Source organism: Oceanobacillus sp. FSL W7-1293 (genome assembly GCF_037969815.1).
Lineage (GTDB): Bacteria > Bacillota > Bacilli > Bacillales > Amphibacillaceae > Oceanobacillus > Oceanobacillus oncorhynchi.
Window position 1 is genome coordinate 2392118 of sequence record NZ_CP150212.1, and the last position, 14304, is coordinate 2406421.

14 protein-coding genes and 1 pseudogene are annotated in these 14304 nt (G+C 39.4%); 8 read left to right on the plus strand and 7 right to left on the minus strand.

Translation table 11 applies throughout. The annotated features are described in order from the left end of the window. Positions 1 to 12 precede the first annotated feature (12 nt). The gene (locus MKY65_RS11730) at positions 13 to 1251 is read right to left on the minus strand and encodes an aminopeptidase (RefSeq protein ID WP_339185014.1); all 1239 of its coding nucleotides are present in this window, start codon (positions 1249 to 1251) and stop codon (positions 13 to 15) included. A gap of 143 nt (positions 1252 to 1394) precedes the next feature. Beyond that, positions 1395 to 2375, minus strand: a complete 981-nt coding sequence (locus MKY65_RS11735; protein WP_339185016.1) for a zinc-binding dehydrogenase — start codon at positions 2373 to 2375, stop codon at positions 1395 to 1397. 175 nt (positions 2376 to 2550) lie between these two features. Between MKY65_RS11735 and MKY65_RS11740 the strand changes: the two genes are divergently transcribed. From MKY65_RS11740 to MKY65_RS11765, 6 genes and pseudogenes are all read left to right on the plus strand, one after another. Beyond that, positions 2551 to 3414 (plus strand): LysR family transcriptional regulator, encoded by an 864-nt coding sequence (locus tag MKY65_RS11740; protein WP_339185018.1) that lies wholly within the window; start codon positions 2551 to 2553, stop codon positions 3412 to 3414. A 53-nt stretch (positions 3415 to 3467) separates the two neighbouring features. Then, the gene (locus tag MKY65_RS11745) at positions 3468 to 3713 is read left to right on the plus strand and encodes a nitroreductase family protein (protein WP_339185019.1); all 246 of its coding nucleotides are present in this window, start codon (positions 3468 to 3470) and stop codon (positions 3711 to 3713) included. A gap of 126 nt (positions 3714 to 3839) precedes the next feature. Beyond that, positions 3840 to 4193 (plus strand): MmcQ/YjbR family DNA-binding protein, encoded by a 354-nt coding sequence (locus MKY65_RS11750; RefSeq protein ID WP_339185020.1) that lies wholly within the window; start codon positions 3840 to 3842, stop codon positions 4191 to 4193. A 141-nt stretch (positions 4194 to 4334) separates the two neighbouring features. After that, on the plus strand, positions 4335 to 4814 hold the full coding sequence (locus MKY65_RS11755; protein WP_339185022.1) for a metal-dependent hydrolase: 480 nt from the start codon (positions 4335 to 4337) through the stop codon (positions 4812 to 4814). Between the two features lie 49 nt (positions 4815 to 4863). Continuing rightward, positions 4864 to 5268, plus strand: coding sequence for a GNAT family N-acetyltransferase (locus MKY65_RS11760; protein WP_339185224.1), 405 nt, complete (start codon positions 4864 to 4866; stop codon positions 5266 to 5268). Between the two features lie 253 nt (positions 5269 to 5521). After that, positions 5522 to 6923: pseudogene (locus tag MKY65_RS11765) on the plus strand (catalase). A gap of 180 nt (positions 6924 to 7103) precedes the next feature. Here MKY65_RS11765 and MKY65_RS11770 read toward each other — a convergent pair. Further along, positions 7104 to 7718, minus strand: coding sequence for a PadR family transcriptional regulator (locus MKY65_RS11770; RefSeq protein ID WP_339185024.1), 615 nt, complete (start codon positions 7716 to 7718; stop codon positions 7104 to 7106). A 16-nt stretch (positions 7719 to 7734) separates the two neighbouring features. Next, entirely contained in the window at positions 7735 to 8115 is a 381-nt protein-coding gene (locus MKY65_RS11775) for a hypothetical protein (RefSeq protein ID WP_339185025.1), read from the minus strand. 282 nt (positions 8116 to 8397) lie between these two features. On the opposite strand from MKY65_RS11775, the gene MKY65_RS11780 reads away from it, so the two are divergent. Beyond that, the gene (locus tag MKY65_RS11780) at positions 8398 to 9336 is read left to right on the plus strand and encodes an NADP-dependent oxidoreductase (RefSeq protein WP_339185026.1); all 939 of its coding nucleotides are present in this window, start codon (positions 8398 to 8400) and stop codon (positions 9334 to 9336) included. 97 nt (positions 9337 to 9433) lie between these two features. On the opposite strand, the gene MKY65_RS11785 is transcribed toward MKY65_RS11780, so the two are convergent. Beyond that, positions 9434 to 10306 (minus strand): DUF3307 domain-containing protein, encoded by an 873-nt coding sequence (locus MKY65_RS11785; RefSeq protein ID WP_339185028.1) that lies wholly within the window; start codon positions 10304 to 10306, stop codon positions 9434 to 9436. A 2-nt stretch (positions 10307 to 10308) separates the two neighbouring features. After that, complete coding sequence (locus MKY65_RS11790; RefSeq protein WP_339185029.1) at positions 10309 to 11079, minus strand: hypothetical protein; 771 nt, start codon at positions 11077 to 11079, stop codon at positions 10309 to 10311. Positions 11080 to 11549: 470 nt separating this feature from the next. Here MKY65_RS11790 and MKY65_RS11795 point away from each other — a divergent pair, with 470 nt between their 5' ends. Then, on the plus strand, positions 11550 to 13091 hold the full coding sequence (locus MKY65_RS11795) for a multicopper oxidase (RefSeq protein WP_339185031.1): 1542 nt from the start codon (positions 11550 to 11552) through the stop codon (positions 13089 to 13091). A 287-nt stretch (positions 13092 to 13378) separates the two neighbouring features. On the opposite strand, the gene MKY65_RS11800 is transcribed toward MKY65_RS11795, so the two are convergent. After that, the gene (locus MKY65_RS11800; protein ID WP_339185033.1) at positions 13379 to 14254 is read right to left on the minus strand and encodes a LysR family transcriptional regulator; all 876 of its coding nucleotides are present in this window, start codon (positions 14252 to 14254) and stop codon (positions 13379 to 13381) included. Between the last annotated feature and the right edge of the window lie 50 nt (positions 14255 to 14304).

Below are 14304 nucleotides of genomic sequence, written 5' to 3' on the forward strand. Positions count from 1 at the left end.
CTAATGAGCAAATTAAGCCCAAGCACCTTTTCGGAAGATCGGAACACGGCTGCCATCTTCTTTAATGCCATCAATATCCATTTGATCCGAACCAATCATGAAGTCAACATGTGTTGCTGAACGATTCAGACCAGCTTCTTTTAATTCTTCCTCCGACATGTCTGTTCCGCCTTCTAAGTTGAACGCGTATGCAGAACCCAGCGCTAAGTGATTTGAAGCATTCTCATCAAATAACGTATTGAAAAAGGTCAATCCGGATTGAGAAATAGGGGACGCGTCCGGAACTAAAGCAACTTCTCCTAAACGGGAAGCACCTTCGTCTTGCTGGACTAATTTTTGAATAACTTCTTCGCCTTTTTCAGCAGTCACTTTGGTTACTTTCCCATTTTCAAAATGGAATTCCATCCCTTCGATGACAGAGCCGGCATAACTTAATGGTTTGGTTGATACCACAACGCCGTGGACCCGGTTAGCATCTGGGGCAGTAAATACTTCTTCTGTCGGCATATTGGCTATAAAGCGCTCTCCGCGGGAGTTAAAGCTTCCAGCACCTTCCCAGCGGTGGTTTTTCGGCAGGCCGACCGTTAAATCTGTACCCGGCGCAGTGTAGTGCAATGCTGTAAATTGTTCCTTATTCAATGATTCCGCTTTCGTTTCCAGGGTTTTATCTTTTTCCTCCCATGTGCGGATCGCATCGTCATCATACAAATGAATCGCTTTGAAAATTGCATCCCATAATGCATCGGTTTGTTCTTCCGCTGAATCTAAATCCGGAAAGACTTTCGCTGCCCATTCCGGTCCGGCTGCAGCTGCCACGACCCATGAGATTTTATTCGACTGCGTTGCTTGCGATAATGGTTGAAATGCTTCACCGGATGCTTTTTGCGTTGCAGCGATTTTTTCACCATCTAATCCTTTTAAGGCGTCAGGGTCATCGGAAACAACATTGATACGACTGGCACCTTGTTCAATGATATAATTCATTTCTTCAATGCGATAATCTTGAATATCTGTTAAGGTTTCAGTTGATTGATGCTCAAACCCAAGTCTTGAGATTTTATCGTCTCCCCATTTGACAATAACGCGTTTTGCGCCTTTTTCATAAGCCGCTTTTGTGATTTTACGTGCTAATGGAGCCTGTTCAACATCAATCGTTAGAACGACAGAATGTCCTTCTTGAACGTTAACACCGGTAGAAACGATTAATTCAGCATATTTTTGTAGGTATTCATCAAAATTTTCCAAAGTCATACATAGAGCCTCCTTGTGAAGTTGATATACGATTTTATAGTAGCACAATCATTTATGAATCACAAAAGAGGAGATAGGCATTGATTCACACCGAACGATTTTTCTTCATAACGATAACGCAAAAATGAAAAGCTCAGCTTCTTTTATTCCATTTCCAAGCCTATACTGCCAAATTGATTCCCGGATTTCATTCTCTCCAATGCTTGCTCGAATTCAATAAGCGGATAAACGCTATCCAGCACCGGTTTTATTTTGTGATGCGTTATAAATTGTATCATCTGTTCGAATTCTTCCTTACTTCCCATAGAAGTTCCTAAGATATTAAATTGCGGGTAAAAGAGGGATCGTAAAGAAAGGTCAATACTGTCTCCGGAGCTCGCTCCAAAATTAACCAAATTTCCATCTGGCTTTAGGACATCAATGTATTTCGGGAAGAGTGCCGGCCCAATACTATCTAATATGATATCGAATTTTCCCTCTTTCATTTTAGCTGTCCAATCACTGTCTGTTTTTAAAAGATAATCCGCTCCGAGATCTCCAGTTTTACGCAGCTTCTCTTCGTCTCTTGAAGTGACGCTCACCTTTGCTCCGATTGCTTTTGCAAAGAAGAGGGCATAGGTTGCTACACCGCTTCCGATTCCGGGGATAAGAAGATGGTGTCCTGTTTGCAGCTTTCCTTTGGTAAACAGCGCCCGGTACGCTGTGAGAGCGGAAAGAGATAATACACCAGCTTGAATCCAAGAAAGATAAGCCGGTTTTTTAACGATATTTTGGGAAGGAATGATACTATATTCGGAAAAGGTGCCATTGGATGGACCGCCTAAAATATGTGGAGCCGCTGGTACATTCTTGGCCATTTCCCAATCCAAGCTTGGATTAATAATAACCTTATCATATAACTTAAAATCAACAACTCCTTCTCCCAGTTCTGTAATGATTCCGGCACCATCCGACCCCGGGGTATAAAAAACTTTCTGAGAATGATGCTGGTCCATAACAAAAAGATCACGCCGGTTTAACCCTGCCGATTTTAACTTGATTTTGACTTCTCCTGCTTCTGGTCTTTTATTTTGTATTTCCTGATAAGATAATCCTTTTTGATTCTGATAAATGATTGCTCTCATTTTTTCTCCTTCCTATTCCAAAACGTTATAATAACGTAAGGAATGAATACTCATTTTATATTAATACAAAATGAATAAAAAGCTTTTGTTTTACATTTATTGTATAGTAAATATAAGAACGACGGAAATACGGATTGATAATGTAATTCATAACCAATTGTTATGGGGGGAAAGAATGAATCAGACTTGGTTAGAAGCATATATTGCGATTGTTGAGGAAAAAAGTATTACTAAGGCGGCAAGCCGATTACATATTTCTCAACCTGCATTAAGTAAACAGGTAAGAAGCTTAGAAACAGATTTAAATACTAAATTGCTTACTAGAAGCTCGAAGGGTATTGAGCTGACAAAGGCCGGGCAATATTTCTATCATCAGGCATTATCTTTGCTGCAGGAAATGAGAAGAACGAAAGAGAAGCTGAATAGAATGCAGCAATCTAATAAACTGACGATTGGCTGTTTACCGAGTATTTCAACTGCTTTTCTTCCGGATGTTATGGATGCCGATCATTCTGTCTTTATTCAGAATTATTCGGAGGCACTTGTTCACTCCGTAATGAATGAACAAATTGATGTAGCTTTTATCGACGCTTCTTTTCAAACAAAAGAGGTAATAACAGTGGAATTGTTTTCAGAGAATTATTATGCTGTTATTCCGAAGCAGTATATCAAAGAAAAACCAGAGATACTCGAATGGCAGGAGATGATGAAGTTTCCGTTTATTTTGCACACCAGTCCCTGCGACTCCCGAAGCAGGATTTTAGCTTTTGCAAAACAGGCTGGTGAGATTCCAGCGATTGCGAGGGAGGTTTCTTTTGGGGATTTTCTTTACGGATATGTATTAGCTGGAGAAGGAATAACCATTGTGCCAGCATTGCTGGTTAAAAGTATCGAGCATTTAAACGTCCATCTTGTCCCTGTTAAAGGTCTGGAACGTACGATTGCAATCTGTGCTAAAAGCGAGACGAAAAGAGACAGGCTTTTATCGTTGCTTGATAGAGCTTTGTTATCTAAAGAAAGAATATCTGAGTTATATTAGAACGTAAAAAGACAGGCCATGTTTGAAAAAATTCATAAAAAGGAAGTGTGCATATGTCAGGAATAACAGCACCTGAAGTACTGCAATCGCAAGGGTATATTGCGCTTGGGTATTTGCTGTTAGCGCTCACCGCTTACGGTATATCCAGCGTTCCGATGCTGGGTTTTGATCTGGAAAAGGTAAAAGCATTATTGGAGATAGAGGGGAATATTCTTTCTGTAGTTGCAGCAGGATACGGAGCTGATGAGGGGCATAGTCACTACCGTCTGGCTTTAGGAAAAATTGTTCGTATATATTAGAGGTAGCGGGATATCATGGTATTTTTAAACTTCGGTGTGCAGCATCCTATTTAACAAACCTGTATCTGCTGATAAAATGAAGAAAAGCAATTTTTCCATTTAATTTATCAGATGAAGGTGATTTTAGTGAGCAGAGAAGCAGTTATACATTATGCAAAAGGAAAATACGATACAGAGCCAGATTATCCTTGGGCCAAATTTTCTAATTACGCTGTGCTTCGGCATAAGGAAAACAGCAAATGGTTTGGGTTGCTGATGGATGTGGACAAAGAGAAATTAAATATAGAAGGAGAAGGGACTGCAGACGTTTTAAATGTCAAATGCGATTCGGAATTGGCATCGATTTTAAGAAAAGAAAACCGGATACTGCCAGCTTACCATATGAACAAAGAACATTGGATCAGCATTCTGCTGGATGGTTCTGTTTCAGAAGAGGAGATATTTGAACTTTTAGATGCCAGTTATCGTTTAACCATGTAGAAAAATCATGATTGCAGCAGAAAATAATGTTTGCTGCTTTTTTGAATAAAAGGAAATTAATTGAAAGAAACGTATGTTCTTTTTCTTGGGATAGTGTTATGATAAGATAACGCAATTTACAAATGAAGGAGAAAAAAGAGCATGACAGGAAAAACACATATTATGGCTGGAATCACAGCGACGACAGCCATCGTCGCCATCACACATGCATATCAGCCCGAATGGTTCATTGCAGCAGGCGCAGCAGGGGGCTTGCTTCCGGATATTTGCCATAGCGGCAGCAAAATCGGGCGGAGGTTTCCAGCGGTTTCTAAAGTAGTCAATACCCTCTTTGGTCATCGAACCTTTACACATAGTTTATTATTCTTAGCGCTGGTGGCGTTTATTTTATCTAAGTTCATCAGTAATCCGTCGATCACCATGGGGATTTTAGTTGGTATGGTTACGCATTTTATATTAGATGCTGCGACAAAGCAGGGAATCAAGCTGCTGTATCCTGCAAAGATTACGATTCGTTTTCCATTCGCTGCAACAACTGGCGGAAAAGCGGAAGGAATTGTTTTACTGGCGTTGACTGTAGTTACGCTATTTTACGCCAACAATATACTGGCGCTTTTCTAAGCATGTGTTTTTGACAAGCTTCACAGCAGGCAAGGAGGTTATCATGGAAATTCAGATTACAAAAATACAAAAAGAACAAGTATGGGAGCTAAGGCATAAAGTCATGTGGCCGAATGAAGATTTCAACTACATAAAGTTAAAGGATGATGTTTCGGGTATTCATTTGGGACTTTTTAAAGATAATATACTGATTTCCGTTGTTTCGCTGTTTATAGACAAAGAGGAAGCTCAATTTAGAAAATTTGCGACGCTGAGATCAGAACAAGGAAAAGGGTTTGGAAGCAGGTTGTTAGAATCCGTATTCGAGGAAGCGAAGATACACGATGTGAAAAGAATTTGGTGTAATGCCAGAAAGAATAAGAGCCATTTTTATCAGAAGTTTGGTCTCCAAGAAACAGATAGAAGTTTTATGAAAAATGGGAAGTCCTACGTTATCATGGAGAAATTTCTGTAGTCCTCCAATAAATGAAAGAAGCCGCCTGTGCAGTAAAGGCGGCTTCTTTCATTGAAAAAAAACAATCAGGATACTGAAAGTCCGCTTGCCTAATTATGATCAATCTTGTGTCGAAGCTAGTTCAGCCATATACAGAAAGAAAACCTTCAATGAATACTCTTCATTTTTTGCTAAATGCTATTACCATTGTTAGGAGATGAATCTGTATGAGTGAACGCAAAAAAATAAAAAAGAACAGCAGCTAGAATCCTATATAAGGGATACCTATAATCAAGAGATGATTTCGAATAAGGGGAAGAAGATTGTAGCTGATGAGAATTCATTGACTGCTGAAGATCGCGGCCCTACCTTGATTGAAGATTTTCTTGCCAGAGAAAAACTGGCCCACTTTGACCGGGAAAGAATACCGGAAAGAGTTGTTCATGCACGGGGCTATGGCGCCTTATGAGCTTGCTGTACAGATTATTCGGGAAGACCAGGAGTTTATGTTTGATTTCAATATTTTAGACCCGACAAAGTTTTGGCCGGAAGAGGAAGTGCCACTTCAAAAGATGGGTAAGATAACGCTGAACAAAACAGTGGATAATGCCTTTTCAGAAACGGAGCAGAGTGCGTTTCATCCAGGGAATATTGTTAGGGGTATTGATTACTCCAATGACCCGATGCTGCAGGGCCGCTTGTTTTCGTATAAGGACACCCAGCAAGCACGAATTGGAGCCAATTACCAGCAGCTGCCTATCAACAAGCCGGTTTGTCCTTTTTCTAATAACCAGCGGGATGGGAACTCGCGTCATGTAATTGACCGAGGCAAAGTTTCTTATCATAAGAACTTATTGGCGGAAAATACACTGTCAGAGGTTCCGCCGGATAAGGGAGGATTCGTTACCTATCCTTCGACTGTAGAAGGGTTGAAACAGCGTAAAACAGCGGATTCTTTTAAAGATCACTATACCCAGGCAAGGATTTTCTGGAACATTATGACACCGGTAGAGCGGGAGCATATTATTGGCGAATATAGCTTTGAGCTGGGAAGATGTCTGGTTGTTGCTGCACGTCAGCAGATGGTGGACCGCTTAGCAAGGGTCAGCAAAGAGCTTGCAGAAGCGGTGGCAAAAAATGTCGGCGTCACCGTGCTGGATGTAGAAGAATCCACTGCTACGAAATCATCACCAGCGATAAGCTTGATGAACACAAACTTTGTGACAGATACACTGAAAGTGGCTGTCTTTCTTGCAGAGGGCTTTCCTGGTAAGGAAGTGGATGCACTGCTTCAGCAATGGAAAAAGGCAGGCATGCACCCGGTTATTGTCACCAATCAGCTTGGTGAGGTAAGCGGCAGCGACGGCATAACGTATCAGGTAGACCAAAGCTTCCTTACAGGATCTCCATTAAGCTATGAAGGAGTATATCTTGTTGGGGGAACTGGAGTAGATGATTATTTTCATTATCAAGCCCGTACGTTTATCATGAATATGTATAATCATTTTAAGCCGATAGGCGCCAGAGAAGAGAGTGCTCATTTACTGAAGGAAATGGGTATCGAAGGACAGCCTGGAGTGATTATGAATATCGATTCTCAATCTGGGCAGAAATTTATCGATGCGATGGCGAAGCAGCGCTTTTGGGAGCGTCCGAGTTACCTTTATAATATGTAAGGTAAAATAAGAAAAACATCAAATTACGATACAGTGAGTAATTTGATGTTTTTTTCTTTGGGGTTTCATCCTGTGTAAGGTTTATGAACGTTTCTTTCTGAAAAGAAATTATTCTACATTTCTTAAGAAGAGCAGGGAAAGGACGCTCTCTATTTGAACAATAATTATCTCCATGCAGCTTTATTGTTCCCTGTTATTCTCCATCCTTTCTGCCTTTAATTTTGATTGAAAATTCCTAAACCAGTCGATTTCAAATTTAATTTTCTCTATACCTAAATCCAACGTTGCATATTGGAAATAGGCAATTGATTTTACTCCCTCTTCCGTCATAAATTCTGTTGCACCGCCAGATTCTTTTAAATTATTTATATAGTCGCGGCTGAAATTATTTCTTTGACCAATCGTTATTTTAATAGCTTCCAAGCGATGTAATTCTTTTTCTAATTCTTCCAGATAACTGCTGATAAACGCTTCGTGCTCTGAATGATGTGTGAAGCCTTGAAAGAAAAATTTACTTAATTCCATATTTTTTTCCTTGTATAACATAGGAGTTGATATATTTTCTCTAAAATGTTTTTCTCCAGCTTCTGTAATAAAATATGTTTTTTTATTTACACCGCCCTCCACGTGCTCTTCAAAAGTAATCCATCCCTTTTTCACTAATTTTTTGATTCCTGCTTGAATACTGCCTGTGCTGTCGCTGCTGACAGTAGACAGGGTTTGTTTGATAGATTGCCTTAATTCATAAATCGTTGAACCCCGAATCATCAGAAATCCTAAAATAATAGTATCCATCGTAATACATTCTCCTTTAGTAAAAAAATGCTGTGATAAAAAAACACATAGATGACAAGAAAGATAAAGGGGTCATGACATACTTTTCCTTTTTGCTGGTAGATATAAAGTTCATCCCTGTATTCAGTAATAAATAAAATCCAAAGAATACACATAATCCTTTTTCGATAGGAAATGGGAAATCTACAGCAATTATCCCACTAACGTCAAGTATCGTTATAATTGCAATCATTTGGATAATCAGCGAGATTCCACTTATTACTCTCATCTTTATAGGTAAAACCCTGTATTTTCCCCCTAAGGTAAATTCTCCAAATGGCAACCCTAAAGTTACCAGCAGCGTAAAAAGTGCAATGAATCCAAAAATAAACGCACCTAGGAATGAAAAAGAAAGCATCACAGTTCCTCCTTATTCAGTTTTAAAGACAAAGTTACTATTAGTTATATTACTAATAGTAACATTGATTATAGTCTTTGTCAGCATATTTTAAATTACGAGGAAATGAATTACTGGCGGAATAGCGTCAAAAGAAAATTAATCCTCTTATTTTTGAGATAGGAAACGCATACTGCGCAGAACCTGTATAAGGTGAACAAGCGAATTTGTGTTAATTGTTAAAAAGAAATTTGTTTGATAATATTAAAATGCAATAGAAAATAAGCGCTGGAGGTTTTGGTCATGAAAGCAATTATTATCGAACAATACGGCGATGCAAATCAGCTAAAGGAAAAAGACGATATTTCAATTCCAGAAATAAAAGATAATCAGGTATTAGTAGAAATGCACGCTACGTCTATTAATCCGATTGACTGGAAGCTGCGTGAAGGTTACCTGCAGGAAGGACTGCCTTTTGAATTTCCAATTATTTTAGGATGGGACGTGGCAGGGGTCATCAAACAAGTCGGTAAAAATGTAACCTCTTTTCAAGTGGGTGACGAGGTATTTGCTAGACCGGCTCTTACACCAAATGGCACGTATGCTGCTTATACAGCGGTAGATGAAGAACTGCTGGCTTTGAAACCCAAAAATATCAGTTTTGAAGAAGCGGCAGCAGTTCCGCTTGCAGGTCTTACTGCCTGGCAATGTCTTGTGAACTTCTCTGAAATAATAAAAGGCGATAAAGTGTTGATTCATGCCGGTTCCGGCGGTGTTGGCAGCATGGCCATTCAGATTGCTAAAAGCTTCGGTGCCTATGTAGCTTCGACTGCCAGCGGTAAAAATGAGAGGTTTTTAAAAGAATTAGGTGTCGATCAATTCATTAATTATAAAGAGGAAGACTTTGAAGATGTTCTTCAAGATTATGATATTGTCGTGGATACGCTGGGCGGTGAAATCCTGAATAAAAGTTTCCATGTATTAAAGGAAGGCGGACGGCTCGTTTCCATTGCAGGACAGCCAGATGAAAAGTTAGCCAAACCAAAAGGAGTCAAGGCAGGATTCTTATGGCTTGAGCCAGATGGAGGAGAACTGTCTGAATTAGGGAAGCTGATGGAAGATGGGAAATTAAAACCGTATATTGGACATACTTTCCCGCTTACCGAGAACGGATTGAAGGAAGCGCATCGATTGAGCGAAACCCATCATGCGAAAGGAAAGATTGTGATTCAAATTAAGTAAGTACGGTGATTTACAAAAAATCAGGCTGCTGAGCAATATTCAGCAGCCTGATTTTTTGCTGAAGGAAAGGGACCAATCTAGTAAAAGTCCTTATCGCTTACATAAGAACTCCTTGTACAACAAGTCCAAGCACCAAACCTAGAAAAATAGAAGACAGTGTACCTAACAAGAAATATTCCGCCCAGTTCCGGTCGTCTAACTGCTTAAATCGGGCAATCGACTTGGCGGCAATGATAAATGCAATCGACTGATATGCGCCTGCTGCTGTTAATAGTACCACCAGCAATCTTTCCAGATAGCCGATAAGCTTGCCGCGCGAACGAAGCGGGGTAGAGTAAGCGAAAAAGTGATATTCCTCTGTAAAACGATTGTCTGTGCTAGGTTGGATTTTTTTCTTTCCGGCAGCTATTTGGTTTTTCAACGTCAGTTCACCTTCAAAATTGGCAAATTCGGATGGTAACGAACCAATGATAAATTTTACAATATGCCCGCTGACACTTGTCGCCAAAATATAAATGATGACAAAAAATAATGCTGTGTTGAGCAGAGTTAAACTGCTTGTCCCATTCAAGTTTAAAAGACTCGCTGTCATCTCTGCAATTGTCATATGAAAGAAAAGGATACAGGTCAGGAGTATCATCATAACGTGTAAGACTTGATCTGCTAGAAAATATCCGAGTTTCTTCATATTATCCGTCGGGCTTTTGGGAAGGGAATCTACAAATTTTATTTTTAATAAATCAATCAAAAGGTGTGTGATTATAATAAAAGCTAAAGGTGAAATAAAATAGGAAATGACATGCTGAAACTCATATTGATAGCCCCATATTACCGCAAGTACAATACCTGTTGTCAGCAGGTGGTGAAGGATGTGTTTTTTTAAATGCTGGATTTTATGTTTCACCATCTGGTCAGATTGCAGCCAAAAATCAGCAATCAAATGTGTGAGAAGAAGCAATAATACTGTCATGATTATCTCCTCTCCTCAGGGAAATAATCAGATAGATGTGTGATGATATGATGGTTAATATTTGTTTGCAGCTTATCTGTTAGACGATGGTTATCTTGCGCTTCTAATGAATCTAGCACCTTTACAATATTATCAAAAGCATGCAAGATGATTTGCGTTTTGCCCTGTTTCATATGGTGGGATATGGTAGCTGTTGTTCTTTTAAGGTGTTCGCTTACCTTTTTTTGTTGACCGAGTATGAGATATAATGAACAGACGAGAGATTGTATGTCAGTTTGTTTGTTGATTTGTCCCTGCTTCAGCATTAAATTCGTATTAATCAAGATTTCGAACTGCTTGCTAAAAACCGTGAAGTCTTGTTCATTTGATGAAGCAGGCAACGCAAAACGAAACAGCAATCTATCCGGCTGTTTTTTCAGATGATTATTAGCGTTCCTTGCTTGTTTCATCAATGGATGAATCCATGTCTCTATATTTATATCCCTTACATCCTCTTTAACCGTTCCGAATGACAGGCCAAAATAAGGCGGATGATCAGTAAATTTCCAGATGCGGCTGATATAAAAAGCAAGAGTATATGCTGTTGCATAGCCGTTGCTCACAAGTACCAATTCATCTCCGGCGCGGTGACTGATTTGTGTTCCAGCTGTATTTTTGGTCCATAGAGAAATACTTTCTTTTAATTGTCCCAGGTAATCACTTAATGCCTTCCCGATATTTTCTTTTGACGAATTACTTATATCCATAATGAAGATGGAAACTTCCGTTGACATGAATAAAACAGCTCCTTTCTTATTCATCTCAGAGAATAGTTTGGTTATATCATCGAATATATCAAAAGTTAGATGAAATAGTCAAACTTTGTGGAAGTTAGATGATTTAGTCTAATATAATTTGAAATATAAAAAAGCATACCATGACACATCAAACAATAAACAAATCATGTAAAGCTTATCCAAGTCATTTTTTCATAAATGACGCATTTTGTATCACCCTAATTACTTTAGTATACGTGTACATCAGTTTTGCACTTTTTTGCTTCTAGTCACATTTACTATTACGAAAGGATGTTTAAAAAGTCCAATAAAAATGCCACAGCGAATTTCTGCGTTGACAGGATTTTTCCAATACTCACGTATTCAAAACATACGCTCCGTTCGTAAAAATCTCATCGCCTTGAATTTCTTGGTCCTATTTATCGTACTTTTTGAACACGCATTATAAAGAAATGGGGTGAATACGAATGCGCCGTAAGCTAGAAAAATTTGTGGATCCGCTTCCTAATCTACAGCCTTTAAAGCCTGATAAAAAAACAGGGGACGGGGTTCACTATGAAATCACGATGAAGCAATTCAAGCGTAAGCTGCATCGTGATTTACCAGCAACCACTTTATGGGGGTATAACGGTCAGTTTCCCGGCCCGATGATTGAGGCAAATCGGGATGAACCGGTTCACGTGGCATGGCTTAACCAATTGCCGAATAAGCATCTGCTTCCAGTTGATGTATCGATTCATGGTCTTGAACAGCTCCCCACCGTACGTACTGTTGTACATTTACACGGCATCGAAACAAAAGCTGACAGCGATGGACATCCGGAAGCATGGTACACAAATAACTTCCAAGAAACCGGACCTGTTTTTTCAAGAGAAACATTTACGTATCCGAATCATCAGCGCGGAAGCCTGCTTTGGTATCATGATCACGCTATGGGAATTACGCGGCTGAATGTATATGCAGGGCTGGCAGGGATGTATATTCTTCGGGATGAGCACGAGAAATCATTGAACCTGCCTGCTGGGGACTATGAAATTCCGCTTATGATTACAGACCGAAGCTTGAACGCAGATGGTTCCTTATTTTACCCATCACAGCCTGATGATGCAGCAAAAAACCTGCCAAATCCGTCTATTCTGCCTGCATACAATGGAGATACAATAATCGTTAATGGAAAGGCATGGCCGTTCTTAGAGGTGGAACCAAGAAAATATCGGTTCCGGATTTTAAATGCTTCCAATACAAGGTCCTACCAGTTACATCTTGATTCTAATATAAACTTTCAACAAATCGGTTCGGACGGCGGGCTGCTCAGGCATCCCGTTGAAATCGAAAAAATCGGTTTTCAGCCGGCAGAACGAATCGATGTCATTATTGATTTTTCAAAAGCAGCTGGTCAGTCCATTCTATTAAAAAATGACTTAGGACCAGACGCTGATCCAAACGATGACACTGGAGATATCATGCAGTTCCGTGTTACAAAGTCATTGAAAAATAAAGATAGAAGCCATTTGACACAAACTTTATCTGTTATTCCTTCATTAAAGCAAAATGATATTTCTGGTATTCGATATTTAAAATTAGTTGGATCTGCTGATGAATTTGATCGACCTTTATTACTTCTCAACAACAAGCACTGGCATGATCCAATCACGGAAAATCCGCAGCTAGGGACAACAGAGATTTGGGCTTTTACAAACACAACCAACTTCTCTCATCCAATTCACATTCATCTTGTTCAATTTCAAGTGCTGGAGCATCAGCCTTTCGATCTGGAGCAATATAATCAAGATGGCAAAATCATATTTACCGGACCGCCTGAGGCCCCCGCAGCAAATCACCGCGGCTGGAAAGATACCATCGAGGTTCGTGCTGCAACCATTACCAGAGTCATCGCTAAATTCGCTCCATATAGCGGAGAGTTTGTGTGGCACTGTCATATTTTAGAGCATGAGGATTATGATATGATGCGGCCTTATATGGTGGTAGATGATGAAGAAAAGTTTTAATTATATCTATGAAAAGGACTTGAGTTAAAGCGGAGCAGAACGTGTAATAGAAAGAGCATGAATTATCTATATAATCATCTCCAGTATAAAAACTAAAAACACCTTCTAAAAGCCATATAAAATTAACGGCTTTTAGAAGGTGTTTTTATAGAACTATATGCAAAATTTAAAATAAAGCTGTGTATAAAACTTAGATATATTCCATAGGGGATATAAAAGGCTGCTAAACAAAATCAAACAGAAAAGTATGAACCAAACCTATATAAAATGCTGCGGAAGTGGGGAATTTATCCTTTTTGGAGCAACTCTATAAAATTTTGAGCAGATTTGGACAAACTGTGATCTTTGAGCCATATCAACCCGACTGGTCCATTTAACTCTATCGCACTTGATATCCGATAAGCATTTACAGGATACCCGCGATATCGTTTCAGTAGAGTTTCCGGAACAATAGATGCGGCGAAGCCAGACGCAACTAGGTCCATTAAAAGGCTAATGTCAGAGCACTCCCCAATCTTATTAGGGTGCAGTTTAAATCGAGAAAATGCCTCTAAAATCAAATAGTGCACACCTAATCCCTCTGTACTTGGAAACAGGAGAGGATAATGCTGGATTTCAGCAAGTGATACTTCTTTATCAAATGATGTCTGCTCCTCAGACGTAATGAAATAAAAAGGATCGTTATAGAGATGGAGAACAGAAAAATCGTCCAAATCTAACGGCATCCGGATAATTGCCAGTTCGACAATTCTGTCCCTGACTAATTGGCAAAGATGGGAGGATTCATTTTGTTGGATTTTATATGTGATTTTTGGGAATTCCTTTTGAAATTGTTCAAGTGTATGTGGCAATTCGCTAACGGAAAATGTGTTGACACCAATAGTGAGTTTCCCATTTACCCCTTTGCCAACCTCTTTTACCTCTGTTTCGGTTTCTTCCATCCATTGAGTTATTTGCAGCGCATTTGTATACAGAGCTTTCCCTGCTTCTGTCATTTCTAAAAATTTACCGCTTCTTTCGACTAATGTGGCACCGAGTTCCTCTTCCATAGCTTTTAATTGTTGACTTAAGGGCGGTTGGGACATATGAAGTCTTTTAGCGGCGGCAGAAATTTTCCTTTCTTCTACAATAGCAATAAAATAGCGCAGCTGCCTAATATCCATCGTAAACATCCTTTCTACTTTATCGCGTCTCCAAAACACTCCCTATAATG

Coding starts and splice junctions, on each gene's coding strand:
- MKY65_RS11775 (WP_339185025.1), bottom strand. CDS start 8,115: ATGCTTTCTTTTTCATTCCTAGGTGCGTTTATTTTTGGATTCATTGCA.
- MKY65_RS11745 (WP_339185019.1), top strand. CDS start 3,468: ATGTCAGGAATAACAGCACCTGAAGTACTGCAATCGCAAGGGTATATT.
- MKY65_RS11800 (WP_339185033.1), bottom strand. CDS start 14,254: ATGGATATTAGGCAGCTGCGCTATTTTATTGCTATTGTAGAAGAAAGG.
- MKY65_RS11795 (WP_339185031.1), top strand. CDS start 11,550: ATGCGCCGTAAGCTAGAAAAATTTGTGGATCCGCTTCCTAATCTACAG.
- MKY65_RS11770 (WP_339185024.1), bottom strand. CDS start 7,718: ATGGATACTATTATTTTAGGATTTCTGATGATTCGGGGTTCAACGATT.
- MKY65_RS11785 (WP_339185028.1), bottom strand. CDS start 10,306: ATGACAGTATTATTGCTTCTTCTCACACATTTGATTGCTGATTTTTGG.
- MKY65_RS11740 (WP_339185018.1), top strand. CDS start 2,551: ATGAATCAGACTTGGTTAGAAGCATATATTGCGATTGTTGAGGAAAAA.
- MKY65_RS11755 (WP_339185022.1), top strand. CDS start 4,335: ATGACAGGAAAAACACATATTATGGCTGGAATCACAGCGACGACAGCC.
- MKY65_RS11735 (WP_339185016.1), bottom strand. CDS start 2,375: ATGAGAGCAATCATTTATCAGAATCAAAAAGGATTATCTTATCAGGAA.
- MKY65_RS11790 (WP_339185029.1), bottom strand. CDS start 11,079: ATGTCAACGGAAGTTTCCATCTTCATTATGGATATAAGTAATTCGTCA.
- MKY65_RS11780 (WP_339185026.1), top strand. CDS start 8,398: ATGAAAGCAATTATTATCGAACAATACGGCGATGCAAATCAGCTAAAG.
- MKY65_RS11730 (WP_339185014.1), bottom strand. CDS start 1,251: ATGACTTTGGAAAATTTTGATGAATACCTACAAAAATATGCTGAATTA.